At 44.5% G+C, this 24134-nt stretch carries 25 protein-coding genes; 14 read left to right on the top strand and 11 right to left on the bottom strand.

What is annotated here, in order from left to right:
- Positions 1-15 precede the first annotated feature (15 nt).
- Positions 16-687, bottom strand: a complete 672-nt coding sequence (gene radC, locus IPL34_RS13760) for a DNA repair protein RadC (protein ID WP_296842022.1) — start codon at positions 685-687, stop codon at positions 16-18.
- 38 nt (positions 688-725) lie between these two features.
- Between radC and coaBC the strand changes: the two genes are divergently transcribed.
- The 6 genes from coaBC (at position 726) to IPL34_RS13730 (ending at position 7389) form a co-directional block, all read left to right on the top strand.
- Positions 726-1949 (top strand): bifunctional phosphopantothenoylcysteine decarboxylase/phosphopantothenate--cysteine ligase CoaBC, encoded by a 1224-nt coding sequence (gene coaBC, locus IPL34_RS13755; protein ID WP_296842021.1) that lies wholly within the window; start codon positions 726-728, stop codon positions 1947-1949.
- Positions 1934-2392 (top strand): dUTP diphosphatase, encoded by a 459-nt coding sequence (gene dut / locus IPL34_RS13750; RefSeq protein ID WP_296842020.1) that lies wholly within the window; start codon positions 1934-1936, stop codon positions 2390-2392. Before coaBC ends, dut begins: the two co-directional genes overlap by 16 nt.
- Positions 2393-2465: 73 nt before the next feature.
- A complete protein-coding gene (locus tag IPL34_RS13745) occupies positions 2466-2912 on the top strand; it encodes a hypothetical protein (RefSeq protein ID WP_296842019.1) in 447 nt (148 codons plus the stop codon).
- Positions 2913-2922: 10 nt separating this feature from the next.
- Entirely contained in the window at positions 2923-3159 is a 237-nt protein-coding gene (locus tag IPL34_RS13740) for a hypothetical protein (protein WP_296842018.1), read from the top strand.
- Positions 3160-6711: a tetratricopeptide repeat protein gene (locus tag IPL34_RS13735; protein ID WP_296842017.1), complete on the top strand. Its 3552-nt coding sequence runs from the start codon at positions 3160-3162 to the stop codon at positions 6709-6711.
- A gap of 162 nt (positions 6712-6873) precedes the next feature.
- Positions 6874-7389, top strand: coding sequence for a Uma2 family endonuclease (locus IPL34_RS13730; protein ID WP_296842016.1), 516 nt, complete (start codon positions 6874-6876; stop codon positions 7387-7389).
- 73 nt (positions 7390-7462) lie between these two features.
- On the opposite strand, the gene IPL34_RS13725 is transcribed toward IPL34_RS13730, so the two are convergent.
- Positions 7463-7921 carry a DsrE family protein gene (locus tag IPL34_RS13725; protein WP_296842015.1) on the bottom strand — a complete coding sequence of 153 codons (459 nt, stop codon included), beginning with the start codon at positions 7919-7921 and terminating at the stop codon, positions 7463-7465.
- Positions 7922-8037: 116 nt separating this feature from the next.
- On the opposite strand from IPL34_RS13725, the gene IPL34_RS13720 reads away from it, so the two are divergent.
- Complete coding sequence (locus IPL34_RS13720; RefSeq protein ID WP_296842014.1) at positions 8038-9081, top strand: thioredoxin fold domain-containing protein; 1044 nt, start codon at positions 8038-8040, stop codon at positions 9079-9081.
- A gap of 74 nt (positions 9082-9155) precedes the next feature.
- On the opposite strand, the gene IPL34_RS13715 is transcribed toward IPL34_RS13720, so the two are convergent.
- The 7 genes from IPL34_RS13715 to IPL34_RS13685 all read right to left on the bottom strand — a co-directional run bounded on the left by IPL34_RS13715 (position 9156) and on the right by IPL34_RS13685 (position 15074).
- A complete protein-coding gene (locus tag IPL34_RS13715) occupies positions 9156-10190 on the bottom strand; it encodes a thioredoxin fold domain-containing protein (protein WP_296842013.1) in 1035 nt (344 codons plus the stop codon).
- Positions 10191-10339: 149 nt separating this feature from the next.
- Positions 10340-10795 carry a tellurite resistance TerB family protein gene (locus IPL34_RS13710; RefSeq protein WP_296842012.1) on the bottom strand — a complete coding sequence of 152 codons (456 nt, stop codon included), beginning with the start codon at positions 10793-10795 and terminating at the stop codon, positions 10340-10342.
- Positions 10796-10814: 19 nt separating this feature from the next.
- Positions 10815-11858, bottom strand: a complete 1044-nt coding sequence (locus IPL34_RS13705; RefSeq protein WP_296842011.1) for a DUF475 domain-containing protein — start codon at positions 11856-11858, stop codon at positions 10815-10817.
- Positions 11859-11952: 94 nt separating this feature from the next.
- Positions 11953-12531 carry a TerD family protein gene (locus tag IPL34_RS13700; protein ID WP_296842010.1) on the bottom strand — a complete coding sequence of 193 codons (579 nt, stop codon included), beginning with the start codon at positions 12529-12531 and terminating at the stop codon, positions 11953-11955.
- Positions 12532-12581: 50 nt separating this feature from the next.
- Positions 12582-13160, bottom strand: a complete 579-nt coding sequence (locus IPL34_RS13695) for a TerD family protein (RefSeq protein ID WP_296842009.1) — start codon at positions 13158-13160, stop codon at positions 12582-12584.
- A 49-nt stretch (positions 13161-13209) separates the two neighbouring features.
- Positions 13210-14463, bottom strand: a complete 1254-nt coding sequence (locus IPL34_RS13690; protein ID WP_296842008.1) for a TerD family protein — start codon at positions 14461-14463, stop codon at positions 13210-13212.
- 11 nt (positions 14464-14474) lie between these two features.
- Positions 14475-15074: a TerD family protein gene (locus IPL34_RS13685; protein ID WP_296842007.1), complete on the bottom strand. Its 600-nt coding sequence runs from the start codon at positions 15072-15074 to the stop codon at positions 14475-14477.
- A gap of 394 nt (positions 15075-15468) precedes the next feature.
- Here IPL34_RS13685 and IPL34_RS13680 point away from each other — a divergent pair, with 394 nt between their 5' ends.
- From IPL34_RS13680 to IPL34_RS13655, 6 genes are read left to right on the top strand one after another with little or no spacing between them, the layout of a single operon-like run.
- Positions 15469-15951, top strand: a complete 483-nt coding sequence (locus tag IPL34_RS13680; protein ID WP_296842006.1) for a HyaD/HybD family hydrogenase maturation endopeptidase — start codon at positions 15469-15471, stop codon at positions 15949-15951.
- Positions 15952-15976: 25 nt separating this feature from the next.
- Positions 15977-16396 carry a hydrogenase expression/formation C-terminal domain-containing protein gene (locus IPL34_RS13675; RefSeq protein WP_296842005.1) on the top strand — a complete coding sequence of 140 codons (420 nt, stop codon included), beginning with the start codon at positions 15977-15979 and terminating at the stop codon, positions 16394-16396.
- Positions 16383-17486, top strand: a complete 1104-nt coding sequence (locus IPL34_RS13670) for a hydrogenase small subunit (RefSeq protein WP_296842004.1) — start codon at positions 16383-16385, stop codon at positions 17484-17486. Before IPL34_RS13675 ends, IPL34_RS13670 begins: the two co-directional genes overlap by 14 nt.
- A 1-nt stretch (position 17487) precedes the next feature.
- Complete coding sequence (locus IPL34_RS13665; RefSeq protein WP_296842003.1) at positions 17488-18147, top strand: hypothetical protein; 660 nt, start codon at positions 17488-17490, stop codon at positions 18145-18147.
- Entirely contained in the window at positions 18144-19427 is a 1284-nt protein-coding gene (locus IPL34_RS13660) for a (Fe-S)-binding protein (protein ID WP_296842002.1), read from the top strand. Before IPL34_RS13665 ends, IPL34_RS13660 begins: the two co-directional genes overlap by 4 nt.
- Positions 19424-21145: a nickel-dependent hydrogenase large subunit gene (locus tag IPL34_RS13655; RefSeq protein WP_296842001.1), complete on the top strand. Its 1722-nt coding sequence runs from the start codon at positions 19424-19426 to the stop codon at positions 21143-21145. Before IPL34_RS13660 ends, IPL34_RS13655 begins: the two co-directional genes overlap by 4 nt.
- Positions 21146-21287: 142 nt before the next feature.
- Here IPL34_RS13655 and IPL34_RS13650 read toward each other — a convergent pair whose 3' ends face one another.
- Positions 21288-21551 carry a HypC/HybG/HupF family hydrogenase formation chaperone gene (locus IPL34_RS13650; RefSeq protein ID WP_296842000.1) on the bottom strand — a complete coding sequence of 88 codons (264 nt, stop codon included), beginning with the start codon at positions 21549-21551 and terminating at the stop codon, positions 21288-21290.
- Between the two features lie 12 nt (positions 21552-21563).
- Entirely contained in the window at positions 21564-22619 is a 1056-nt protein-coding gene (locus IPL34_RS13645; protein WP_296841999.1) for an ATP-grasp domain-containing protein, read from the bottom strand.
- Between the two features lie 133 nt (positions 22620-22752).
- On the opposite strand from IPL34_RS13645, the gene dbpA reads away from it, so the two are divergent.
- Positions 22753-24132, top strand: a complete 1380-nt coding sequence (gene dbpA, locus IPL34_RS13640) for an ATP-dependent RNA helicase DbpA (protein ID WP_296841998.1) — start codon at positions 22753-22755, stop codon at positions 24130-24132.
- Positions 24133-24134: the final 2 nt, after the last annotated feature.

Here is a 24134-nt window from a genome sequence, read left to right as displayed (position 1 = left end):
CTAAGCTTTACAGCGCTAGATCAGTCCACGCTCTGCCATAGACACAACCTGCTCTCCCACCACAAAATGATCGAGCACACGCACCTCAATTAACCCTAAAGCCTCTTTCAGCTTTTGCGTAATACGCTCATCGGCATTGCTAGGCTCTGCGATACCGGAGGGATGATTATGAGCAAAGATGACCGCTGCCGCATTATAATGCAAAGCACGCTTCACCACTTCACGCGGATAGACACTAGCACTATCAATCGTGCCTTGAAATAGCTCATCAAATTGAATCACCCGATGGCGCGTATCTAAAAATAAACAGCAAAACACCTCATGACGATAATCACGCAGCCGTGCTTTGAGATAAAAGCGTACAGTATCAGGATCAGATAGCGGTTCACCGCGCTCTAAGCTTTCAAATAAATAGCGCTTAGACATTTCTAAAACGGCTTGCAATTGCACATATTTAGCATCACCCAAACCATTGGCTTGGCAAAAACGCTCTTGAGTGGCTTCAAATAATGCCCTTAGGCTCCCAAATTCTTGAATTAATTCCCGTGCTAAATCGACAGCAGTCTTGCCTCTCGTTCCAGTACGAAGGAAAATTGCCAGCAACTCAGCATCGGACAGTGCCTCAGCACCGCGTTGAAGTAATTTTTCGCGGGGTCGTTCATCGATAGGCCAGTCTGTAATTGCCATGCTGTTTGTTTTCACTAGAAATTAACTCGGATTGAATTATGCCCACACTGGCGCAACAACATATTCTTTTAGGGATTAGCGGCGGCATCGCTGCTTATAAAGCTGCTGAACTAACCCGCCTCATGATTAAAGCGGGCGCTGAAGTCAGAGTTTGTATGACTGAGGGCGCTACCCATTTTGTAACCCCTCTTACCTTTCAAGCGCTGTCTGGGAATCCGGTACATACCACGTTATTAGACCCCGAAGCTGAAGCGGGCATGGGACATATTGAACTCGCACGTTGGGCCGATCAAATCGTCATTGCACCTGCTAGTGCTAATTGCATTGCACGTTTAGCACATGGCTTTGCTGATGATTTACTCACGACATTATGTCTAGCGAGTAAAGCACCTTTGCATATTGCTCCGGCTATGAATCAACAAATGTGGGCTAATGCCGCTACACAAGCCAATATTGCCACCCTTAAATCACGCCATATCAAGCTATTAGGCCCTGCGAGCGGTGCTCAAGCCTGTGGTGATATAGGGTTTGGACGTATGTTAGAACCCGAACAGATTATGCAATTACTGCAAGCCGATACGAGTGCTCTCCCCTTAAATGGGGTAAAGGTAATTCTCACCGCAGGGCCTACGCGCGAAGCGATTGATCCAGTGCGTTTTATCTCCAATCGCAGCTCTGGAAAGATGGGCTATGCCCTAGCCGAAGCCGCTCAAGCACTCGGTGCAAAGGTGACTTTAATCTCAGGACCCGTCGCTTTACAGGCTCCCCCTGACGTGACACTTATTAAGGTTGAAAGCGCTGAGCAAATGCTCAATGCCACCTTAGCCCATATGCCTGAGCAAAATATTTTCATTGCGACTGCGGCGGTGGCGGACTATACCCCACAGGAAGTGGTTGATAAGAAAATCAAAAAATCAGCAACTGAATTGAGTTTACCCTTAAAGCGCACACAGGACATTTTAGCTACTGTGACGGATCGTTACCCTGAGTTATTTAGCGTGGGATTTGCGGCAGAAACCCATGATTTAATGACTTATGCACGCGGCAAATTAGAGCGCAAAAATTTACAGATGGTCGCGGCTAATTCAGTCGCGGGGGGTAAAGTATTTGATCAAGAAACCAATGCCTTAGAAGTGGTGTGGCGTGATGGTCAACATTCCTTCCCCGAAATGCCTAAACGTGAATTGGCTCAACAACTGATGCAGTTAATCGCCGCCCGTTATCACTCTTTTAAGGATATCCGCTCATGCGTCCTCAACTAGAATATAAGATTTTAGACTCCCGTATCGGTGACACGATCCCATTGCCGAGCTATGCCACTGATGGCTCAGCGGGTATGGATTTACGCGCTTGCCTAGATCACGCCTTAACCTTAAAGCCCGGAGAAACCACTTTAATCCCTACAGGGCTAGCCATACATATTGGTGATCTGAATCTGGCAGCAGTGATTTTGCCACGCTCTGGTTTGGGGCATAAGCACGGGATTGTACTGGGTAATTTGGTGGGTTTGATTGACTCAGACTATCAAGGGCAATTGATGATTTCGTGTTGGAATCGTGGGCAAACAGCATTCACCATTGAGGTAGGTGAGCGAATTGCGCAATTAGTGGTCGTGCCCGTGGTGCAAGTGGAGTTAAAACCTGTGACTGAGTTTACTCAAAGTAAGCGTGGTGAGGGGGGATTTGGGCATTCGGGGCGGCATTAGTGGCAAATTTACGCCACAGTGTTTTAAATCCTGATAAACTCTTAAGCATCCGCTTTTTATCAGGAATACCCCTATGTCTGATACTCATGATGATGAGGCTCCGGTGGTGAATGCTGGCACTTTGCCAGTACGCCCGTCTAAATACCACGAAAGCCTCCAAGACAGCCTTGCCAAAGATGTCGCCAACCAAGCGGGACGCATGGAAGATTTAGCTAAGCTTTTGATTAGTTTGAATCTTGCCATTCCCGCTTTATATGGCGCAGTGCTTAAACTGACCCAAGGTGCAACCGCCACTATTTCAGGCGTATTAATTTTAATTGCTTTTGCTAGTTGGTTGGTGGCGCTGGGCTTAGCTTTTATGGTGTTGTTGCCTATTAAAACTAAAGTCAATCCCAATAATCTGCTGGCACTTGAAAAGTATTTTGCGACCACCGCCGAGCGCAAACAAATGCTGGTCATGATTGCGAGTTTGACGACCTTTTTTGGTATTTGTTTAGTGATTTTTGGCTTGGTGTTGTGAGGGAACTAATATGGCTAATTTAACGATAGTGCTGTGCCCGCATTGTGCCAATACTTTTGATTACCCTATTCCAGATGTACCTGCTCAAGGGGATGAGCTGATTAAGCTCACTACCTGCCCGATTTGTGGGGGCAAGCTTAAAGTGCGCTTTGAAATTCAGCGCGAGATTGAGGTCATGCGTGGGGTTTCGATTGAGCGCAGGCTGATTAAACCTGCCCATACTATCCAAGCTGAAAAGGGAGAATAAATGATGTCTGCTTCGCCCTTTGAAATGCTTATTACTGCTGAGTTTTTGACGCAAGCACCACATTTAGTAACTCAAGCTCAAGCCTTAGCAAGTGCTTATAAAAATCATCAAAAGATCGATGATCAGTACTTGCAAGCAATGGGCGAGGCATTATGGCAAGCCTTAAATAGCTCGCAACAAGCCGAACTGAAAGCACGCAAACAACTAGCTGGACTCCAAGTCGTCCCGATTATTATTGAATCTAATGATGCAGCAGTTATGCAACTACCTTGGGAAACGCTGTATCACCCTGAGTTTGGCTTTTTGGGACACAATCCAGCCTTTAGTGTGTCGCGGCATTATTTTGATGTGCTCCAAGCCCTTCCCAAACCTCAAGCAGAACCGTTGCGTGTCCTATTATTTTCGTCTTTGCCGGATGATTTAGGTGAGCGGGAGCGGCTGGATAGTGAAAACGAACAGGCGAAAGTGCAGGAAGTCCTCTTAGCCTCCGAATTAAAGGGCGAGATTGAGCTGTATATGCCCGATGATGGGCGCTTTGACACGTTTAAAGCTGAGCTGCAACGTTTTAAGCCGCATGTGGTTTATTTAAGTGGGCATGGTTTGTTTAAAGTTGATGATTTAAAAAAAACCGCAACAGGTAGTTTTCTATTTGAAGACGCTCAGGGTAATGGGTATCCAGTAACTGAAGCAGAAATTGCCACTTGTTTCACGAATCTTCCGGTGCAATTGGTGGTGCTGTCGGCGTGTTTGAGTGCCGAACTTGACACGCGCTATCCTGATAAGGGGTTGAGTAATGCACTGTATCGAGCAGGTGTGCCGCAAGTGATCGGGATGCGTGAGTCTATCTTTGATCAGGCAGGTATTCAGTTTGCTAAGGCGCTACTGGGTAAAATTGCTGATAAGGAGCGAGTAGATATTGCGCTGCAAGCAGCACGTCAGGCGATTGCTGAGCCTTTGACGGGTGAGGTGTGGCGCGAGAGCCAGTCTAGTCCAGAGTTGTCTGCTTTAGCACAGACACATTGGTGCTTACCGCAATTATTGAGCCACAATATTGAACAACCGCTAATTGATTGGTCATTTACGCCTAAGCCTAAAACACCCATTCCAACTAAAGAATTATTAGGGCAAATTGCTGTACCTGAACGCTTTTTGGGACGGCGGCGAGAGTTGCGTCTGTGGCAAAATCGATTATTGAGTACTCACCATAATAGGTTATTGATTACGGGCGCGGGCGGTATGGGTAAAACGGCATTGGCGAGTAAGCTGATTGCGAGTTTAACTCATGAAGGCTATCACCTGTTTAGTATTTCATTGCGTCCTGAGCATGACTGGTCAGAGGTCGAGCTAGCGATTGAAATGGCGTTGGTCGAAAACGAGGCGCTCAAAAATCAATATCAACACCTACAAACCAAGCAACTACCTCGCGCTAAGTTATTAGAATGGCTCCTGAAACTGAGCCTTAAACGCTTTAATAACAAACTGATTTTATTCTTTGACAATCTCGAATCGGTACAAGATTTAACCACTCCCCACACGATTAATAATTCTGAAGTACAACTCTGGTTGGATGCCGCTTTAGCCGTGAGTGCGTTGGGTTTAAAGGTACTAGCTACTTCACGCTGGCAATTACCCAACTGGTCAGAGGAATTGCAGTGTGCGTTGGGGCGTCCGGTGTATGGGGACTATGTGGCATTTGCGCGGCAACAGGCTTTACCTTTAACGGGTGAGCGCTTGCAAAAGGCTTATCAAGTGCTGGGTGGGAATTTCCGTGCCTTAGAGTACTTTGCTAGAGCGGCAAAGACGATGGAGGTGGCGGAGGAAACGGCGTTTTTAGCGGCTTTGGGTACGGCGGAAGCTGAGGCTCAGACCGATATGGCGCTGGCGAAGTTATTAGAGCATTGCAGTGCTGAGGCTTTGTCCTTATTACTGGCATTGCGGGCTTATCCGGTAGCTGTGCCAATGTCGGGGGTGAAGAAGCTGGGGTATTTATTGGAGTTGGCAGAGGCTGAGGTTTTATTGGCGGAGCTGCTGGCGTTTTCATTGGTAGAGCCATATCAAACTGAACGCGGTGTGGAGTATCAGCTCGCCCCCTTAGTGAGTAGTTATTTGAATCAGCATTATGAACCGCTCACTCAAGCGCTTTTGCAAACGGCGGCTAAATTTTTGTATTGGCAGTTGGAGGAAAGGGTAAATACTAATTGGGAGTATAAGCTGGCTACACATGGGGCTTTGACTACTGCGGGGTTGGAGTTAGACGCACATCGGTTGGCTTTGGATTGGATAGTAGGAGCACTTAGTAGAGCTGGACTCTATACCGTTTTATTAGAGCAATGGTTGCCACCCATTTGTGAATCTAGTGATTTAAAGATTAAAGCAGAGGCTTTAGGACAGACAGGTAAGCAAAATCTCCACTTGGGGCAATTTTCTGCCGCCCTCGACTACCTACAACGCTCCCTCGCCATTACACAGGAGATCGGCGATAAACAAGGCGAAGGCACTACCCTCAATAATTTGTCGCAAATTTACGATGCTCGCGGCGATTACTCCACCGCCCTCGACTACCTACAACGCTCCCTCGCCATTACACAGGAGATCGGCAATAAACAAGTCGAAGGCACTACCCTCAATAATTTGTCGCAAATTTACGATGCTCGCGGCGATTACTCCACCGCCCTCGACTACCTTCAACGCTCCCTCGCCATTCAACAGGAGATCGGCGATAAAGCCGGTGAAGGCGCTACCCTCAATAATTTGTCGCAAATCTTTAAAGCACGAGGCGATTACGACTCCGCACTCGACTACCTACAACGCTCCCTCGCCATTACACAGGAGATCGGCGATAAAGCCGGTGAAGGTGCTACCCTCAATAATTTGTCACAAATTTACGATGCACGAGGCGATTACGACACCGCACTCGACTACCTTCAACGCTCGCTCGCCATTCAACAGGAGATCGGCGATAAAGCCGGTGAAGGCGCTACCCTCAATAATTTGTCTGCTCTCGCTCATGCTCGCGGCGATTACTCCACCGCCCTCGACTACCTTCAACGCTCCCTCGCCATTCAACAGGAGATCGGCGATAAAGCCGGTGAAGGCACTACCCTCAATAATTTGTCGCAGATCTTTAAAGCTCGCGGCGATTACTCCACCGCCCTCGACTTCCTTCAACGCTCCCTCGCCATTACACAGGAGATCGGCAATAAAGCCGGCGAAGGCACTACCCTCAATAATTTGTCGCAAATTTACGATGCTCGCGGCGATTACTCCACCGCCCTCGACTACCTACAACGCTCACTCGCCATTCAACAGGAGATCGGTGATAGTGCAGGTATGTGTTACACCTTATTCAATATGGGACACATTCATTTACAAAATGAGCAAGTTTCTGAAGCGCTACAAGCATGGGTAATGGTCTATCAAATAGCCAAAAAGATTAATTTAGCTGAAGCCTTAAAAAACCTAGAAAACCTAGCCGAAGAACTAGGCTCAAATGAAGGATTAGCCCTGTGGGAACAACTAGCTGAGCAAATAGAAAACCTACCCTCATCCTAAATCCTTCTCCCAAAGAGCGAAGAACTTAAATAACCATAACCACAACAAGATCAAGCTCTTAGCTCCCTCCCTTGACAAGGGGAGGGCTGGGGTGGGGTTTCCATCACCAACTATGCTAATCTACTACCTAACACACGCAGACAACAGCGGAGCCTAATAGCGATGAGCACAGCAGAAAAACTAGCCGAACACTACACCGCATCTCCCTCACGTTTGCATCAACAATTCGTCCTAAAACTAGCCACCCAAATAGATCGCTACCTAGACGGTAAACCTTGTGATGTTTACATCGCCCCCTTTGACGTGCGCCTACCGCGCCAAAACGAAGCCGACGACAAAATCGATACCACCGTACAACCCGATATAGCGGTCATTTGTGACCCCAGCAAATTAGACGACAAAGGCTGTCGTGGCGCACCCGATTGGATTATTGAAGTTATCTCCCCCTCTTCAGCCATCATGGACATGGAAAAAAAGCTCCGACTCTACGAGCGTCACGGTGTTAAAACCTATTGGATTATTCACCCCACCGACCAGTGGCTCATGGTCTATCGCTTAGGACCAGACGGGCGCTATGGTCACTATCAAATGCTCGCACTCACTGACCCTACCCCCGTAGATCTATTTCCCGATCTCACTATTGAATGGGCATTCCTTCAAAAAAATGAGGCTACCTAATACGCTGGCTGATTAGATGTACCCGCTCAAACTTACGTTGACAGACAGTGACGCAGTGATAGCCCATCCCCAATCAAGGACTTAAATAATTCCACCCTTGATTCTGCCGCTCCATAATCCGCGCAATCCCTGCCTGTGCAACCCCCACGCCCTGAATCAACGGAGGGCGCTTACCATCCCGTGCCTCAATCGTATCCAGCGTATTACCACACGCCGTAAATACCACATTTTGCAACATCAAACTCTCAATACGTGGCTTAAACTCCGACTCCTCCGTCAAAAACCACACCCCAGGACCATAAGCGACCAACTCAATTTCAATCTCGTCCATACCATAATGCTTTTGCAAATTGACAATATTAGACAACACATGATCCTGTAGCTCTGCATCTTTCTTATTCACCTGAATCACTAAGCGATGATCTTGCTGCACGGCTACCGCCTGTTCAGTGGCATAGCTTGGCAACATCAAAGCACCCGCACCTAATAGCGCCGCTACCAACACTCCAATTTTTAATCCACGACTTAGCATCTTCGTCTCTCCTCTATCATGAGTATTATTGGCAGATTTAACAGAAACCCTTTAAGCTCACAAGCTAGCCTAAGGGATAAATCCCTAAAAAGATTAAAATAGCGGGAGGAATGAAGATGAAATACCTGATTTACGCCTTATTGTTCTTTTGGAGCCAAACGATTTTTGCCGAAACCACTGCACCACCCGCCACCCATGCCGCCATTGATACGCAACCCGAACATCCGGCTTGGTTTAAAAACTCCTTTTTAGATCTGCCCGATGATGTGAAAGAGGCAGCGGAGAATAATAAACGTGTCTTACTGTATTTTTATCAAGATGGTTGCCCCTACTGTTTAAAATTAGTGCAAGATAATTTTGGCAATCCTGAGTTAGCTAATAAAATGCAAAACCATTTTGAAGTCATTGCTCTGAATATGTGGGGTTCACGCGAAGTCACCGATTTAACCGGAACGGTATTGACTGAAAAATCTTTTGCTACCAGTTTAAAAGTGCAATATACCCCTACTTTATTATTTCTAGATGAGCAAGGAAAAATCGCTTTACGTATTAATGGCTATTATAATCCAGAACAATTTAATTACGCCCTCGATTACGTAGCGGGTAAACAGGAAAAAGAAGGTAGTTTTCGAGATTATTTAGAAAAGAACAGTAATAACCCCCAAAAAGAAGCCACTGCTATCCCCTTTCAAACCCTAGCAGGGACATTGCCTCAGCCTTTAAAACTACAAGAGACCTTAAAAGCCAATGGACGGCATTTATTAGTTATCATAGAACAATCTGACTGCAATACTAATTGTTCCGAATTACTCACTATTCTACAACGCCCAGAGGTGGCTTATAGTCTCACCAATGTAGACGTAGCTTGGCTTAAAGCTGATGATACTAACACTATCCAAACACCTGATGGTCAAGAGAAAACTATTGCCGATTGGGTCAAAGAACTCAATATTAAATACAATCCTAGTTTATTATTTTTTGCACCCGATGGCTCGCAAGTCTTTGGTGTAGAAGCTTATTTAAAAACGTTTCATATTCACGGTGCTTTAGATTATATAGCCAGTAGCGCTTATAAAACCCAGCCCGAATTCCAACGTTTTCTACAACACCGCCGCGAAACCCTATTAGCTAGAGGCATTAAAGTAGATTTGATGGATTAATAAATATAGTTGTCGGCTCTCATCCCTTTCCTTATTAGGGCAAGGGTCAGGGATGAGAAGAAATATAGGCTCTATCACTCACTCATATTGATATTAATGCCTTGCTCTAATAATTCCGCTTGGCGTTTACCTAGATAAGGGTGAAACCCTAAACTCTCATAAGCTTTAGAACTAACATAACGCAGTAACTCCCTAAAATGATAGCCATATAATAGCCCATCCATCCGTGTTACTTCTTTACCCTGATCAAACAATACCATGCCCGGACGATAATCTAAGGCTAAAGCTTCAGCCCATGCTTTAGGTGTGGTTTTATTGCCATTAGGGTCGATAATCTCATTACTGCTACTAGCATCTAAACGCACTACACTAAAAGCTTTAAATTCTTGTAATACATCCTCACGCGTCAGTAATTTAGTATGTAAATATTCACAATCTTTACAACGTTGATCCTCAAAAATAACAGCTAAGGGCGTTTTAATGCTAGAGAAATCAGTTATCGCTTGAAATAAATTATTATCCTTAAACTCATATAGTGCTTGCGTAGCATTTTTATCTAAGTACTCAGTTAAAGTTTGCTTCTGATAGGCTTTATCCGCTACAAATTTTAAGATTGGCTCAAACTGCTCTGGTGAGCGATAACCATTTAAACGCTGAATAGGTTTATTAGTAGCATCTAGAAATAAAATCGTTGGGGTATATTGAATTTTAAGCTCTTTGGCCAATTCTTTTTCTAATAGGGACTGATCCTCAGTCAAAGCAACTTCTCGATCTCCCCTTATATTAATTGCAATCACATCAAAATGGCTTTGAATATAACTTTTAAGCGGCTCTTTAGTAAAACTATCTTCGAGCATTTTGGCACAGTAGGGGCAGTTTTCTAAATGAAAAAACAACATCACCTGTTTATTCGCCTGCTCTGCCTCTGCTATATCTTCTTTTATATCTAAAAAGCTTTCCTTAAACCAATCAGGCGTACTATACGCCATACCGCCGCTGACTTTACCTAGTGAACTCTTAGTATCGGCAGACAGAGAATGACTAAAGGAAATGAAGTAAAACACCAATAGCCAAGGCAGCGGCAATATTAGCTTAATAATAGAACGCATCACTTTTACCCTCTTAGCATTAAGTGAGTCATTATAACAAGAATAGTGATTTAAAGGCGACTCTCCTGAAGAGAGAGGACAGAGGCAAACATAAAAAAGCCCCAATATAAATTGAGGCTTTAGACTGAAACATTAAACGATTTTAGGTTTTATAAACCAAAATCATCCGCAGGCAGGTCTAGATCACGGCAGATTTCACGAATGATCGTTTTCTCATTCTCATCAAAATCACCATCCGCAGTACCAATAGCACAACAGACCCGTACCATTAAACGCGCTGCATCGGGCTTAGAGCGTAATTTACCAATTGCTTTTAACGCTTCTGCTTTACCAATTTCATGGTCAAACTCAAAGTTATTAGCTACTTTATTAAAATAATCGATCACGTCTTTAGTATCGAATACTTTTAGCTCATCTGATTGCTGAATGAACTTCATCATTTTTTGCTTTTCAGAGGAAGCAATCGAGCCATCGGCTGCGGCAACTAGAGCACAGCCTGCGACACAAGCCTCCATGAACTCTTTGTTTTTGAACTTAGCAATTTCAGTAGTTAATTTACTACGCGCCTCAGAGGCTTTTTGCTTTAATGTATCTAAAAATGACATAGCTTAAACTCCTTACTAATTAAGCTGAATGGGCTAATTGTTTTTTATATTTTAAGGAAGACATTATTGAAAATGCAATAAAACTTACCCCAATTAAACCGGTAATGACTTCTGGGATATGAAAATGAATACTGAGTAGCATAATGATCGCTAACGCACCGATCCCGTAATGCGCCCCATGCTCTAAGTAAATATACTCATCTAATGTACCTTTACGCACTAAATGAACAGTCATAGAACGCACAAACATAGCACCTATCGCTAAGCCTAGCATAATAATAACCACATCATTAGTAATCGCAAAAGCTCCAATTACACCATCAAAAGAGAATGAGGCATCTAATACCTCTAAATATAGGAATCCTGCTAAACCATTACGCTTAGCTCCTTCTACGACTGCCTCGCCCTCTTCTTTATTCTCAAAGAAAATATCTAAACTACTGACCATAATATACAAAATAACCCCGCCTAAACCTGCCATTAACACAGTCAAGCGTGTCTCTTGAGCCATAGGTAAAAACTCTTGAATCAAGAATAAGGTTACTAAGGCAATTAATACACTAATCACATCAAGCTTGCCTAGTGCACTCATTTTCTCCTCGAATGCCCCTAACCAATGGACTTCTTTTTCATGATCAAACATAAAACTTAAGAACACCAATAATAAGAACATTCCGCCAAATGCAGCAATACCTGCATGGCTAGCCGTTAAATATTGTGAGTATTGAGTAGGATTATTCAATGCCATATCAACGACTTCAAATACACCTAACCCTGTTGCTACCGCTACTATGACAATAGGGAAAACTAAGCGCATACCAAAAACGGCAATTAGAATACCAACCGTTAGAAATATCTGCTGCCATTTTTCATCCATTTCCCTCAAGATCGAAGCATTAACAACAGCATTATCGAATGATAGACTCACCTCCATAATACCGAGTACCACTACTAAGAAAATAGCGGTTAATACGCCCATAGAAGGATGGACTACTCCCCACCATATCGCTATACCAACACATAGAATGGTAACAAGTAGAGAGTATTTAAAATCTTGAAACATAGTGGTTAATTAATTCCTTAAGCCTACACAAAAACAGGCACCTCAAGGATGCCTGTTCATAATTATTATTTTTTAGCTATGAATAGTTATTTAATTAACCAATATTCACACCCATAGAGGCAGCCATAGCACCTAGACCACCGGCAAAACCTTGACCTACTGCTTTAAATTTCCACTCAGCATTATGGCGATAAACTTCACCAAATAACATGGCTGTTTCAGTACTCGCATCTTCGGATAAGTCGTAACGTGCAATTTCTTTATTATCTGCCTCATTCACCAAACGGATATAAGCATTAGAAACTTGCCCAAAATTTTGTTTACGTCCCTCTGCATCATAAATGGTAACAGCAAAGACTATTTTCTTTACATCAGCGGACATAGTAGCCAGATTTAATTTAACCTGCTCATCATCGCCTTCACCTTCACCCGAACGATTATCACCTAAATGCTCTACACTACCATCGGGTGACTTTTTATTATTAAAGAAAATGAAAGCTGCATCAGAAAGCACCTTACCATTTTCTCCCAACATAAATACTGAGGCATCTAAGTCAAATGCTGCACCATCGGTTTGACGAGTATCCCACCCTAGGCCCGCCACTACATTTGTTAAACCCGGTGCTTCTTTAGTTAAAGAAACATTGCCACCTTTTTGTAAACTAACAGCCATTTTAATATCCTCTCTTAAGATAAAATTTTTACTATTTCAATAATAGGGGTTTAGCCAATCATAATACCATATTGGTCACACATAGCCTTTAAACCACCTGAATACCCTTGTCCGACTGCACGGAATTTCCATTCTGCATTGTGGCGATATAGCTCACCAAATACCATTGCAGTTTCAGTCGAATAATCTTCCGCTAAATCATAACGTACAATTTCAACACCCGTTTGTTCATTGACAATACGAATAAAAGCATTGGCTACTTGACCAAAGTTTTGCCGTCGCGCATCAGCATCATGAATCGTCACGGTAAAAGCAATTTTTTGAATATCAGCGGATACCTTACTTAAATCCACTTTCACTGCTTCATCATCACCGTCACCTTTACCACTGCGATTATCGCCCGTATGCTCTACTGAACCATCGGCTGACTTTAATTGATTATAAAAAATGAAATCAGCATCACCACGTACCTTACCCGTAGCAGTGAGTAAAAAGGCGCTAGCATCTAAATCGAAACTCGAACCATCAGTGGTTCTTTCGTCCCAACCTAAACCGACAATAATTTTAGTTAAACTAGGATCGGTTTTACTCAGTGATAAATTGCCGCCTTTTTGTAAACTTAAAGCCATTACTCTCTCCTTTATTTAATGCTGATTGCTTTTATATTCGATTAAGCCTTTATTTGGAGCCGGAAGTCCAACGTAAACCCCAATGGTAAGCTTTATCCATATCCTGATGACCTCGGAAATAACGCACTTCTCGATTAACTTTTAATGATCCGTTGATATTTTCCAATAAAACGGTGGCACACATGCCTAATGAGTTTGAGCCTTCGGTTAAACGAATTTCTAAGGGCGCTTCATTGGGTACATAAATGGTAACCACTCCATCGGTTTGCGCCCAATTCGGCACACCTTCATAAATAAAAGCATAGATTAAAATACGTTTGAAATGCGTCCAATGCTGCCCATTAATACGCAGCCATTCGCCTTCTTTGACCGCTCCGGTACGATCATCACCTTGTAATTCAATATAAGGATCTTGATTAAATGCGCCAAAACGATTACCCAGTGCTTGAATAGCACTCACAGTACCGTTTTGCAGCTCATATAAACAACCCACATCTAAATCAATCCCCCCCGAACGCGCACCGCCGCCAAATAAACCACCTAATAAGCCACCACTTTTAGGCGCAGGTTGTCCGGCGTTGTTACGATTCCAATTGAGGTTAATGCGAATCTCACCAAAACCCTCGGCTTTTTTATCCAAGCTGACCGTAGGTTTGGCTTTATCCAAAGTAATTTTGGTTAATGAAATGGGTTTAGGCACTGGAACTGGTTGGGGAATAGGTGCATGTGCTGCTTTAGGAATAGGCGCGGGTGCAATAGGTGCAGGTGCAGGATCACTAACGTCAACTCCAAAATGCTCAGCTAAGGGTTTTAAACCTCCAGCAAACCCTTGACCGACTGCACGAAACTTCCACTGTCCTTGACGTAAATACAACTCACCTAAAATCAGGGCAGATTCTTTCATGCCAGCAGCAGGTAATTTCGCTTCAATTATAGCTTGCTGTGCAGCGTTTTTAAGCGTGACCGTTAGCTCTTGAAACGCTCCAAAGGTTTGGCGATTTTCGTGAATCGTGGCAGTAAAAGCGACTTTTTCAATGGCACTAGGCAGACTATTGAGATTCACTTCAAACTCAGCACGCCCTGCTGTATTGCTCTTTAAGGCTACCGCTCCATTGCCCGGACGCGGTTGACCATAAAACACCATGTCATCATCGCCGCGCACCTTACCCTGTGCAGTTAATAAAAAGGCTGATATATCAACCTCTACGCCTGCCAGTTGATTCGGATTAAGTTTGACCTCTATGCTGAGGGTTTCTTTAGGTACGGGCGCATTCGCACCTGCTATTAATTGCACTGTTGACATGGCTAGACCTCTTACAGCGCCGCTAATACCGCAGGCATCATATCATTCGCAATCGCTCCTTGGCTGGGTGCTCCCACGGCTTTCATCTGCCAACCACCATTACCATCACGACTGACAATCGCCATCACCACACCTGTATGTGCACCCTGCTCAGTTAAGTTATAGCGTGCTAATTCAGTGTCATTGGTATCATCCACAAGGCGACAGAACGCATTGCCTACCTCATTAAAGGTTTGCCCACGAAATGAACATACAGTGAAAGCTAGAGACTGCACATTGGCGGGTAAGCGGGTGAGATCTACAAAGATCACCTCATCATCCCCGTCCCCTGCTCCGGTTAGATTATCGCCAGAATGACTAATCGAACCATCACGGCTTTGTAATTGACGGAACCACACTACATCGAGCAGATTTTTTTGGGTATCGAGCAATAAGCAAGAAGAATCTAGATCTATCTCATCAGCGCCCCCACCACCAAATAGGCTACCGAAAAAACCTGATTTTTTAGCGGGCGCGGGATCCCAACCTAGCCCCATTCTGACTTTGGTTAATCCCCCCCCGTTAGATTTGGTCAAAGAAATGCGCTGACCCTTAGTTAAGCTGACTGCCATACATAACCTCCACTCGCTTTTAATATTAATGCACGCATACTAAGCAATCCGGCTCAACTCTCGCAACCTCACACCAATTTTTACGGGTTATTTGCCTTTACGCATCTTGGTCTAGTCCTAAACATGACTAAGTGTCTAGCTAACAGTAATCGTGTGTTTCTGGAGCAGTCTTGGCGGCAGGGATGCCGCCTTGAAGCGTACAGGGAGGTATTCACAGCGTCTGCGGAGGAAATGCAGGATTACTTTGGCTCAAGTACTTATTACTCACTCAGTCATTCCAAACCACAGCCTATATCTCTTAATTTAAATGTCAGAATTGACTAATCTCTAGGACAGCAATCAGGCTCGATTATTACACTAATACTAATAGAGATCCAAGCATAAGTGACGTGTTATGTTGGTATTAGGAATCGGCAATCATTTGCTACAGGATGAAGGAATTGGTATTCATCTCCTGCGATTTATGGAGCAGCACTATCCTGCTATCCCTGAAGTCACCTATCTAGACGGTGGCACGCTGAGCTTCACGCTCGCTAGCATTATTGAAGAACATAATCACTTATTGGTATTGGATGCGGTAGAGCTACACGCTCCCGCTGGAACGGTGTGCTGCTACGAAAATGAAGCCATGGATCATTTTCTCGGTACGGCTAAACGCAGCGCTCACGAGGTAGGTTTATTAGATCTGATGGATATAGCACGTCTTTCAGGTTGCTTACCGCAATACCGCGCCTTAATTGGTATTCAATACGCCACTTTCGATTGGGGCGAAGAGCTAACGCCTACCGTCCAACATAATATTCCTAAAGCAGGTCGCTTAGCCGCAGACCTATTAGAACGTTGGCGTTTAACCAGCACTAAACCTGCTCAATTCTAAAACTATTTAAGCTAGAGGTAGTAACATGACATTAGCCAGCATTCCTGTACACAGTGAAGCGCCCCATACGGGTAATCTACGCCCCATCCAACACGAAATTCTCCAAGCACTCACCCATCTAGTGACCGAAGAAAAGTCAGGGATGATTGATTTACACGGCCTACCTTTTAGTGAAGCGGACTATAACGCCTTAGAAGACTTTCTCGGTGAAGGCGATATTGATATTACCCTTAACATATTAGGCAAAACGCGTATTCGTGAAAGTAGCTATGCGGGTGTGTGGCGTCTTGAGCATTTTGATCCTAATGATCAACGCATTGGTTATTTTATTGAAATTGGCTACGTGCCTGAAATTCTACGCTCTCAGTGCGATGATATTAAAGCCGGACTCGATGTGATGAAAACGGTATTAATGATGGAGGAAGATGTGGATGAAACTGCTTAATCTCCCCTTTACCCAAACGGTTGGTGAGCACTTACAGGCACAAGGCATTTCACGGCGAGCGTTTCTGAAATTTTGTAGCCTGCTAGCTTCGAGTATGGCACTCGCACCGAGCCTAGTTCCACAACTGGCTCAAGCGTTAGAAAAGGCTCAACGCCCTTCTGTCATTTGGCTCTCGTTTCAAGAGTGCACTGGCTGCACTGAATCAATCACACGCTCACATAGTCCTAGCCTTGAAGCGCTAATCTTTGATGCGATTTCATTAGATTATCACCATACCTTACAAGCCGCTTCAGGCTTTGGAGCAGAAGCGGCGCGTGAAGAGGCTATGAAAGAGCATCATGGTAAGTATGTACTCATCGTCGATGGTTCTATCCCGCTGGATAATCCGGGCTACTCGACTATTGCGGGTATTAGCAATCTGGACATGCTCAAGGAAGCGGCGTCAGGGGCTGCGGCTATTATTGCCTTAGGGACTTGTGCAGCTTATGGTGGTTTGCCTAAAGCGGATCCCAACCCCACAGGTGCGGTAGCGGTTGCCGATATTATTAAAGACAAACCGATTATTAATATCCCCGGCTGTCCACCGATTCCGGTGGTGATTACGGGGGTGATAGCCCACTTTTTAGCGTTTGGTCTGCCTGAATTGGATAGCTTAGGGCGTCCTAAAGCTTTCTATGGGCAAAATATTCATGATCGTTGCTATCGCCGTCCTTTTTATGAGCGCGGTCTGTTTGCTGAAACCTTTGATGATACTGGAGCCAAAGCGGGTTGGTGTTTATATAAGTTAGGCTGTAAAGGCCCTATTACTTACAACGCTTGCGCCACTTTAAAATGGAATGATGGCACTAGCTTTCCTATTGAATCTGGGCATGGTTGTATTGGTTGCTCCGAACCCAATTTTTGGGATTTTGGTGGTTTTTATCGCGCCGTATCTATCCCACAACAAGTATCCGGTAAGCAGGTGATTTATGCGGCGGCGGCGGGGATTGCAGCAGGGGTCGCTATTAGCGCTTTAAATAAAAAAACCAAAACAGCAGCGGCTAGTGCTCACCAAACCGTGACTGTCAATGAATTAAATCAGGAGTCATGACATGAATAGCGTCGAGTTCCTGCAATGGGTTAAAGGCCCACTGTTCAATCTAGCATTATTTATCTTCATAGCGGGTCTAGTATTACGCTTATTTGAAATCCTCTCGCTAGGACGCAAAGTCAATTATGCCGCGCCTAAAGGTAGCCCTATGCAAGGCGGTTTGCGCGAGATTTGGCGGCGCTCGTTACCGGACAAAGCGACCTTACAGCGCTCGATGATTACTATTATGGCGGGCTACGTGTTTCATATCGGCTTATTTGTAGTCATTTTCTTACTAGCTGCGCATATTGAAATCTTTAAAAACTTACTCGGCTTTGGTTGGCCTAATCTACCTACTCCGGTCGTAGATGCGTTTGCGGTGCTCAGTATGATTGCTTTAGTCATAGTACTCATCCATCGCTTGCAGCATCCGGTTAAACGCTTCCTATCCAAGCCTGCTGATTATGTGGTGTGGACCGCAACCTTTATACCGCTACTAACGGGTTATATGGCTTATCATCACTTGCTACTCGCTCCGCAATTGATGCTAGGGCTACATATTTTAAGTGTTGAAATCCTAATGGTGTTATTCCCCTTTACCAAGCTTATGCACACTTTCACGATCTTCCTGTCACGCTGGTATAACGGGGCTTCTATGGGGCTAAGAGGAGTGAAATCATGAGCAATTTAACACTCGAACGCGGTATTAATGCCTTTAAAGCACAAATTGATGCTCCTATGGCAAGCTTCTTTAGCTCTTGTGTGTCGTGTGGCATGTGCGCTGATGCCTGCTTGTTTTATACCGAAAATCCTGATCCGCGCCATACACCGATTTATAAACTCGAACCTTTGCGGCGGGTATGGGAGCAGGAATACACCTTAATCGGTAAACTCAAGGCTAAATTGGGTTTAAGCAAACCTGTCACCGATGCTGAACTGGCTGAATGGCAAGAATTGGTTTACAACAATTGCTCTCTTTGCGGGCGCTGTACCCTGATTTGCCCTGTGGGTAATGATATTACCTATATGATTCGCAAAATGCGTGAAGGTATGGTGGCCTCTGGTCATGCGCCCGAAGGCTTAATTGGAGCCTCCACTCGTGCCATCACTATTGGTAGCCCGATGGGAGTCAAATTACCCGCACTACAAGCTCAAGTACGTCACTTAGAGAAGTCCAGTGGACTCGAAGTGCCCTTCGATAAAGAAGGGGCTGAGTACTTGATCATGCTGTCCTCAATGGAAATTATGAACTATCCCGAATACTTAGGGGCAGTCGCTAAAATTCTAACTAATGCGGGAAAAACATGGACCTTAAGCAGTGATTGTTTTGAGGCCACTAATTCGGGGATTCAAATTGGTTCCTCCGACATTGCCCGTGAATTAGTCAGTCGCGTAGTAGCAGCGGCTGAAAAGCTGAAAGTTAAAACCGTGATTAGTCCCGAATGCGGACATGCTTATACGGCTCTACGCTGGGAAGGTCCCAATTTAATCGGTCGACCTTATACCTTTGCAGCTAAACATATTGTCGAAGTATTAGACGAATTACGTGCTCAAGGTTTAGTGCAAACCGAAGGTTTTGAAGAGGCTAAGCTCACCTTTCATGACCCTTGTCAATTAGTACGGCGGGGCGGTGTAGTACAGCAGCCACGTAATTTACTGAATATGGTGGCTAAAAACTTCGTTGAAATGGCGGATGCAGGCACATTGAATTGGTGTTGTGGTGCAGGTGGTGGAGTGAGTGCTAATGAAGATGCTGAAGAGGTTAAACTTAAAGCCTTTCAACGTAAGAAAAAACAATTAGATGCATTACAGGTGGATACCCTCGTAACCGCTTGTGCTAACTGCCGTATCCAATTGGAAGAAGGCATGGAAGTGAATCAAATGGATATTCCTGTGGTGGGTTTAACTGAAATGATCGCCGATCACCTCAAAGTACTACCTAGCGAAGGAGTGAAACCATGACTGAACGTGTCGTTGTCGACCCTATTACCCGCATCGAAGGTCACTTACGTATAGAAGCGCAAATGAATGGTAATACTATTGAGCAAGCCTATTCGGCGGGAACCATGGTGCGCGGTATTGAGATTATTTTACGGGGACGCGACCCGCGTGATGCTTGGGCTTATGCCCAGCGTATTTGCGGGGTGTGTACCTTAGTGCATGGTATTGCCTCAGTACGCTCGGTAGAAAATGCGCTTAATTATAAAATCCCACCGAATGCCCAATTGATTCGCAATTTAATGATTGCAGCGCAATACGTGCATGATCATGTGATGCATTTTTACCATTTACATGCTCTGGATTGGGTGGATGTGGTTTCAGCTTTAAGTGCTGATCCTAAAGCGACCGCTGAACTCGCTCAAACGGTCTCACCTCACTGGCCGAATGCTTCAGCGGGGTATTTTGCTGACCAGCAGGCTAAATTGAAAAAGTTTGTCGAAGCGGGTCAATTAGGTATTTTTGCTAAAGCCTACTGGGGACATCCCGCTTATAAACTACCTCCTGAAGCTAATTTAATGGCGGTGTCACATTACCTTGAAGCGTTGGCTTGGCAACGCGATGTTGTCAAACTACATGCTATCTTCGGAGGCAAAAACCCTCATCCTAATTTCTTGGTGGGCGGTGTACCGTGTGCGATTGATTTGAACTCTGATTCTGCGCTTAATATGAAGCGTCTAGCACAAGTGCAAGATATTATTAAGAAAATGCAGATCTTCGTTGATCAAGTCTATGTGCCTGATACCTTAGCGATTGCTGGCTTTTATAAAGACTGGTTTAAGCAAGGCGAAGGCTTAGGTAATTTCATGACCTATGGTGATTTTCCTGAAAAGGGTATGGATGATCCAGCTTCGTTTTTAATTCCAGCAGGTGTAATTCTCAAACGCGATTTATCCAACATTTATCCGGTTGACCTGAATGCAGCCGATCAAATTCAGGAATTCGTGGCTCACTCTTGGTATGACTATAGCGGTGGCAAAACTCAAGGTTTACATCCTTATGAGGGTGAAACCGCGCTCAATTACACCGGCCCCAAACCACCCTATACCCAATTAAATGTCGACGAATCGTATTCATGGCTCAAATCACCACGCTGGAAAGGCGAAGCGGTCGAGGTAGGACCACTGGCTCGCGTATTGATGTTATATGCCACCGGGCATGAGCAAACTAAAGCCTTAGTCGATTACACCTTAAAAACCTTAGATGTACCGATTGATGCCTTGTATTCTACTCTGGGGCGTACTGCGGCCCGCACCTTAGAGACCAAAATTATTGCTGATAAAATGCAAACTTGGTTTGATCAACTACTAGCTAATATCAAAGCGGGCGACACTAAAACCTTTAATGAAACCCTATGGGAACCTGCTAGCTGGCCTAGCAAAGCGCAAGGGGTGGGTTATATGGAAGCACCGCGTGGCGCTTTAGCACATTGGATTGTGATTGAAAATCAAAAGATTGCTAATTATCAAGCAGTAGTTCCAAGTACTTGGAATGCAGGTCCGCGCGATGTACAAAATCAAGCAGGGGCTTATGAGGCTTCGCTACAAGGACATGTGTTGCATGATCCCAAACAACCTGTAGAGATCTTACGCACTATCCACAGCTTTGATCCCTGTATTGCTTGCGCGGTGCATGTGACTGATCCTGAGGGCGAAGAGCTGATCAAAGTACAATTGAGGTGAGTATTTGCTAAAAAGTAATCGTGCATTTCTTCCGCAGTCGCTGTGAATACATCCTTGTACGCTACAAGGCGGCATCCCTGCCGCCAAGACTGCTCCAGAAATACTCGATTACTTTTAGGTAGATAGTGATCTGTTTGTTCACTTAGCTTGTACCAAGAGTAGACTGTATTGTGCCAAGCTCGTTCAATAGAGCTAGCCGCTGCAAAGCCTCGGCTTCGTCTAAGCGACTCACTGCAAAACCAACATGCACCAATACCCACTCACCTACACAGCTCTCGGCAGGGTGTTCGTCATCGACCAGTGCAGCAATACTAATCGAGCGCTTTTCACCATTCAGCTCTGCTATAGCCAAATAACACTCAGCATCCAATAGTTCTATAATCCGCGCTGGAATACCAATACACACGTGGGTAACTCCTTAATCCTCTAAATCATCAGCCTCGGCAGACAGATCTTGAGTATTAGCATTAAGAATTACAGGCATGCTTATTTCACTCACCCGTAAACCATATTGAACATTACGCGCACTGAGCGGTTTACTTTGAAGCTTTTGCACTACTAATTGCGCCAAATTCACTCCCGCCAAACACGCCATACCAAAACCACCGGAAGGTCGGGTATTGATCTCTAGCAAACGCGGACCATGAGCACCTAATTTAAATTGAATATTAAAAATGCCATTGAGCTTAAAGTGCGCGGTCAAACGCTCTACCATGCCTTGAATATCGGCATTATTATCAATTAACTGCCCCAAGCCAGCAGCGAGTTTACGGCGTTGAATCGCGCACAATAATTCGCCTTGCCAACCTGCACAATCGACACTCCACTCATGCCCACTCAAATTTTCCATCACCAACATTTCAGGGAATTCGGGTGTGTTTTCCATCCCTGCGCGTAACTCATGTAATGGAATTTCATATTCAACCCCTTTGACCAAATGAGTAATACTATCGCGTTTAGTATCCAAAACCCGAAACCCTAAACCAAAGACTGACACCGAGGGTTTAATACATAAACTCTTATGTTTTGTGGAAAAAGTGGCTAGGGCTTGATCAAATTCAACCTTATTACGCACAGCAATATTATCCATCACTTGTGCGACTTCTGGCGGTAAAGTGCGGTAAAACTCACCCTTATTACCGATTAAACCTAAGGCTTCTGGCTCAGCCACTAAGAGTAATTGAGTACCTAGATCCGCAAACTTGTCGCGGTGACGCCCTAAAAAACGCGCTTCTTTGGCTACCCAAAACACGTCAATAGACTGCTCCTCACAAAACTGTAAGCACCATCTTAAATACTTTTCCCCCATTAAACCCTTAGGCTCTAGCGCGTATTCGTCGGCTACTAAAAACGCAGGTGCTGCTACATTAGTGTGGCTTACAATGGTGGTAATCGGAACAATATCTTCCGCTTGGCGTAGGCTCATTAATACCGAGCTAATACTAGAAAATGTTTTATTAAACCAAATACGCATACAGGTCTCATTAGAATAAGTCATTTTTAAAGGCTGTGATTATAGGTAGATAACGCTTAGCCTGCACGACACTTCAAGCAAAAACCGTTATGATGCAGCTCGTTTTCCGCCCTAAGCCCTATTGAGACTGATTATGTCGACTGCATTTGCCTCTTTGTCTTTATCCGCTGACCAACTGACCAACCTAGATACACTAGGTTATAAAGAAATGACGCCCATTCAAGCCCAAGCGCTGCCCCAAGCACTCAAAGGCTTTGACTTAATTGCTCAAGCTAAAACAGGTAGCGGCAAAACGGCGGTCTTTGCCCTGACCTTATTGAATAAGCTCGACCCACAAAGTTTTGCCGTGCAGGGATTGGTATTGTGCCCAACACGCGAGCTAAGTACTCAAGTCGCAAATGAAATCCGCCGCTTAGCTAAGCATTTACCCAATGTCAAAGTCGTGACCTTATTTGGTGGGCAACCCTTACCGCCACAAGCTGAATCCTTAAAACATGGTGCACATATTGTGGTCGGCACACCAGGGCGGATTCACGACCATTTAGGCAAAGGCACTTTGGATTTAAGGCGCGTACAAACTTTAGTACTCGATGAAGCAGATCGCATGTTGGAAATGGGTTTTCAGGAAGATATTGATGCGATTCTCTATCAAACACCTAAAAGACGCCAAACCTTATTATTTTCCGCGACTTATCCTGACAATATTAAAACGCTGAGTGCTCAATATCAGAATCAACCTTTATTCGTCAAAGTTGAATCCGTACATACGGCTCAAGTGATTGAACAACGCTCGTTTATCTGTGCTAAAGAGCAACGCTTAGAGGCTTTACAGCAGGTCTTACAAGCTTTTCAACCGCGCTCGGCTGTGATTTTCTGCAATATGAAAGTGGGCGTGCGTGAAGTGACTGAATATTTAAAACAAGCAGGGTTTAGTGTGAAAGCCTTGCACGGTGAATTAGAACAACGCGAGCGCGATGAAGTACTCATTCAATTTAAACATCAAAGCTGTCAATTATTAGTCGCTACCGATGTGGCGGCACGCGGCTTAGATATTGAGGATTTGCCGTGTGTGATTAATTATGAATTGCCACAAAATCCTGATGTGTATATTCATCGTATTGGGCGTACCGGACGCGCGGGGCGTGAAGGTTTGGCGCTTAATCTATTGACGGAGAGTGAACGCTTTAAACTGATTGATCTTGAAGAATTACAAACTGCTCAGCTTGATACTGAGTCGATTCACGATTTAGCTATTCATCACAGTAAACCTAATATTGCTCCTTTTGTGACGCTATGTATTTTGGGTGGACGTAAAGATAAATTACGGGCAGGCGATATATTAGGAGCACTTACGGGAGAAAAAGGTATTGATGGTAAAGCGGTGGGTAAGATTGATATTTTAGACCAGACTGCCTATGTAGCGATTGCTCGTCCTTTAGCCAAAGCCGCATTAAATCAATTGAGTCAGGGTAAGATTAAAGGGAAAAAGTATCGGGTTTGGCAGTTGCACTAAAT

The organism is Thiofilum sp., assembly GCF_016711335.1.
Classification (GTDB): Bacteria; Pseudomonadota; Gammaproteobacteria; order Thiotrichales; family Thiotrichaceae; genus Thiofilum.
The sequence above is the reverse complement of the archived record's forward strand: the minus strand, read 5'-3'. Positions and strand labels throughout refer to the sequence as shown.

What these genes read in the sequence shown, in the direction of transcription:
- radC (WP_296842022.1), bottom strand. Translation starts at nt 687, where the DNA reads ATGGCAATTACAGACTGGCCTATCGATGAACGACCCCGCGAAAAATTA.
- coaBC (WP_296842021.1), top strand. Translation starts at nt 726, where the DNA reads ATGCCCACACTGGCGCAACAACATATTCTTTTAGGGATTAGCGGCGGC.
- dut (WP_296842020.1), top strand. Translation starts at nt 1,934, where the DNA reads ATGCGTCCTCAACTAGAATATAAGATTTTAGACTCCCGTATCGGTGAC.
- IPL34_RS13745 (WP_296842019.1), top strand. Translation starts at nt 2,466, where the DNA reads ATGTCTGATACTCATGATGATGAGGCTCCGGTGGTGAATGCTGGCACT.
- IPL34_RS13740 (WP_296842018.1), top strand. Translation starts at nt 2,923, where the DNA reads ATGGCTAATTTAACGATAGTGCTGTGCCCGCATTGTGCCAATACTTTT.
- IPL34_RS13735 (WP_296842017.1), top strand. Translation starts at nt 3,160, where the DNA reads ATGATGTCTGCTTCGCCCTTTGAAATGCTTATTACTGCTGAGTTTTTG.
- IPL34_RS13730 (WP_296842016.1), top strand. Translation starts at nt 6,874, where the DNA reads ATGAGCACAGCAGAAAAACTAGCCGAACACTACACCGCATCTCCCTCA.
- IPL34_RS13725 (WP_296842015.1), bottom strand. Translation starts at nt 7,921, where the DNA reads ATGCTAAGTCGTGGATTAAAAATTGGAGTGTTGGTAGCGGCGCTATTA.
- IPL34_RS13720 (WP_296842014.1), top strand. Translation starts at nt 8,038, where the DNA reads ATGAAATACCTGATTTACGCCTTATTGTTCTTTTGGAGCCAAACGATT.
- IPL34_RS13715 (WP_296842013.1), bottom strand. Translation starts at nt 10,190, where the DNA reads ATGCGTTCTATTATTAAGCTAATATTGCCGCTGCCTTGGCTATTGGTG.
- IPL34_RS13710 (WP_296842012.1), bottom strand. Translation starts at nt 10,795, where the DNA reads ATGTCATTTTTAGATACATTAAAGCAAAAAGCCTCTGAGGCGCGTAGT.
- IPL34_RS13705 (WP_296842011.1), bottom strand. Translation starts at nt 11,858, where the DNA reads ATGTTTCAAGATTTTAAATACTCTCTACTTGTTACCATTCTATGTGTT.
- IPL34_RS13700 (WP_296842010.1), bottom strand. Translation starts at nt 12,531, where the DNA reads ATGGCTGTTAGTTTACAAAAAGGTGGCAATGTTTCTTTAACTAAAGAA.
- IPL34_RS13695 (WP_296842009.1), bottom strand. Translation starts at nt 13,160, where the DNA reads ATGGCTTTAAGTTTACAAAAAGGCGGCAATTTATCACTGAGTAAAACC.
- IPL34_RS13690 (WP_296842008.1), bottom strand. Translation starts at nt 14,463, where the DNA reads ATGTCAACAGTGCAATTAATAGCAGGTGCGAATGCGCCCGTACCTAAA.
- IPL34_RS13685 (WP_296842007.1), bottom strand. Translation starts at nt 15,074, where the DNA reads ATGGCAGTCAGCTTAACTAAGGGTCAGCGCATTTCTTTGACCAAATCT.
- IPL34_RS13680 (WP_296842006.1), top strand. Translation starts at nt 15,469, where the DNA reads ATGTTGGTATTAGGAATCGGCAATCATTTGCTACAGGATGAAGGAATT.
- IPL34_RS13675 (WP_296842005.1), top strand. Translation starts at nt 15,977, where the DNA reads ATGACATTAGCCAGCATTCCTGTACACAGTGAAGCGCCCCATACGGGT.
- IPL34_RS13670 (WP_296842004.1), top strand. Translation starts at nt 16,383, where the DNA reads ATGAAACTGCTTAATCTCCCCTTTACCCAAACGGTTGGTGAGCACTTA.
- IPL34_RS13665 (WP_296842003.1), top strand. Translation starts at nt 17,488, where the DNA reads ATGAATAGCGTCGAGTTCCTGCAATGGGTTAAAGGCCCACTGTTCAAT.
- IPL34_RS13660 (WP_296842002.1), top strand. Translation starts at nt 18,144, where the DNA reads ATGAGCAATTTAACACTCGAACGCGGTATTAATGCCTTTAAAGCACAA.
- IPL34_RS13655 (WP_296842001.1), top strand. Translation starts at nt 19,424, where the DNA reads ATGACTGAACGTGTCGTTGTCGACCCTATTACCCGCATCGAAGGTCAC.
- IPL34_RS13645 (WP_296841999.1), bottom strand. Translation starts at nt 22,619, where the DNA reads ATGCGTATTTGGTTTAATAAAACATTTTCTAGTATTAGCTCGGTATTA.
- dbpA (WP_296841998.1), top strand. Translation starts at nt 22,753, where the DNA reads ATGTCGACTGCATTTGCCTCTTTGTCTTTATCCGCTGACCAACTGACC.